Source organism: Vicinamibacteria bacterium, assembly GCA_035620555.1.
GTDB lineage: Bacteria > Acidobacteriota > Vicinamibacteria > Marinacidobacterales > SMYC01 > DASPGQ01.
Window position 1 is genome coordinate 1 of sequence record DASPGQ010000485.1, and the last position, 2,289, is coordinate 2,289.

The 2,289-nt window shown below is 60.7% G+C and carries 3 protein-coding genes; all 3 read left to right on the forward strand.

The features are described from left to right. The coding region (lepB, locus tag VEK15_19765) for a signal peptidase I (GenBank protein ID HXV62946.1) at positions 1–470 on the forward strand (470 nt) is incomplete at its 5' end. Then, positions 467–1,606 (forward strand): glutamine-hydrolyzing carbamoyl-phosphate synthase small subunit, encoded by a 1,140-nt coding sequence (gene carA / locus VEK15_19770; protein ID HXV62947.1) that lies wholly within the window; start codon positions 467–469, stop codon positions 1,604–1,606. The genes lepB and carA, both read left to right, overlap by 4 nt. Before the next feature lie 106 nt (positions 1,607–1,712). After that, positions 1,713–2,289, forward strand: a 577-nt coding sequence (carB, locus tag VEK15_19775) for a carbamoyl phosphate synthase large subunit (protein ID HXV62948.1), incomplete at its 3' end; no start/stop codon positions are given.

Genomic DNA, 2,289 nt, shown 5'->3' on the forward strand with positions numbered 1-2,289 from the left:
CGGTCGGCATCGCCGCGGTGGTGATCGTTTTCCTGTACCAGCCGGTAAAGGTCGAGGGAACGAGCATGCTGCCCTGGCTGGAAGATCAGGAACGAATCTTCGTCAACAAGTTCGTCTACCGATTCGAGGAAATCGAGCGCGGGGACATCATCGTCTTCCGTTTTCCCCTGGACCTATCCAAGTCCTACATCAAGAGGGTCGTCGGGCTGCCCGGGGATCTGGTCGAGATCGCCGGGGGTAGTCTGACGATCAACGGGCAACCGGTCGCCGAACCGTATGTAGCGCCTCAGTACCGCGACCGGGGTTCGTACCCCTCGGTGCTCGTGCCCGACGGCGAGTACTACGTCTTGGGAGATCACCGCAATACCTCCAACGACAGCCGAACGTGGGGCACGGTTCCGCGCGAGTTTGTGACCGGCAAGGCAGTGTTCGCCTACTGGCCGCTCGAACGTTTTGGAGTGCTCGAATGATTCACGAAGCGGCACTCGTGCTGGAAGACGGCCGTTGTTTTCGAGGCCACGCCGTGGGCGCCCGGGCGGAAGGCTGCGGGGAGGTCGTTTTCAATACAGGGATCACCGGCTATCAGGAGATCTTCACGGATCCTTCCTATAGCGGACAGATCGTGGTTCTCACGTATCCCCACATCGGCAACTATGGCGCCAACCCCCACGATAGCGAGTCGGAGCGCCCCTACATCGAAGGGCTGGTCGTGCGGGACTTCTCGCCGGTGGCTAGCAATTGGCGCTCCACCCAACAGGCGTCCGACTTTCTGGCTGCGCACTCGATTCCGATCATCGCCGGTATCGACACGCGCGCCCTCGTGCGCCATCTTCGCGAGCGGGGCGCGATGCGCGGTGTGGTCTCGTCCTTGGAACTCGACGTGAACAAGCTGGCGGAAAAGGCTCGCACGATCCCCAAGATGGAAGGTCAGGATCTGGCAACCGGAGTCTCCACCAAGCAGCAATATGAGTGGCGCCAGGGATTGGAACCCTGCTCTCCGTCCGAACAAGTGCGCCCCGGATATATTCAAGAAGGCCAGCGCTTACACGTTGTGGCCTACGATTTCGGAATCAAACACAACATCTTGCGTGCTCTAGTGCAACATGGCTGCCGCGTGACAGTGGTCCCCTCGCTCACATCTGCGGAAGAAGTACTCGCGTTGAACCCAGACGGCGTCTTCATCTCGAACGGTCCCGGCGATCCCGAGCCGCTTAGCGCTCAGGTGAGGAGCATTCGGAAGCTCATCGGGCGGAAGCCGATTTTTGGCATCTGCCTGGGACATCAAGTGCTCGGGCTGGCACTGGGAGGCAAGACGTTCAAACTCAAGTTCGGGCACCACGGTATAAACCATCCCGTCCGCAACGAATTGACCGGCAAGGTGGAGATCACTTCTCAGAACCACGGCTTTTGCGTCGATCCCGATTCGCTGAACACAACCGACATCGAAGTCACCCACGTCAATCTGAACGATCAGACGCTGGAGGGATTTCGCAGTCGAAAAGACCCGGTATTCTGCGTACAGTATCACCCGGAAGCCGCTCCGGGGCCGCATGATTCACGCTACTTGTTCCAGGAGTTCGTGGAACTGATGAAGGCGGCGGCCTGACCCCGAGCGTTGCCCGGTGCCGGATCGGCCGGGATCGCAAGCCCGCGGTGGAGGAGTCCGCCGCGAAAGCTCCGCCAATTCCCGAACTGCCACAATGAGAATCTAGATGCCCAAGCGCACCGACATTCGTAAGATCATGATCATCGGGTCCGGCCCGATTGTCATCGGTCAGGCCTGCGAGTTCGACTACTCCGGCACACAAGCCTGCAAGGCCCTCCGGGACGAAGGCTACGAGACTGTGCTGGTCAACTCGAATCCGGCGACCATCATGACGGATCCCGAACTGGCCGAGCGGACCTACATCGAGCCGCTCACGCTCGAGTACCTCACCGAGATCATCGACAAGGAGCGTCCCGACGCTCTGCTTTCGACCGTCGGCGGCCAGACCGGCCTGAACCGGTCGGTCGAACTCGCCGAGGCGGGAGTGCTGGAAAGGTACGGCGTGGAGCTGATCGGCGCCAAACTCGACGCGATCAAAAAAGCCGAAGACCGTCTGCTGTTCAAGGAGGCCATGGCGAAAATCGGCCTCGACATGCCTCGTTCCGAGTTGGTCGACAACCTGGAGAGGGGTTTGAGCTTCGCGGCCGAGGTCGGCTACCCGGTCGTGCTCCGCCCAAGCTTCACCCTCGGCGGCAGCGGGGGCGGCCTCGCTTACAACAGCGAGGAGATGGTCGATCTGCTGA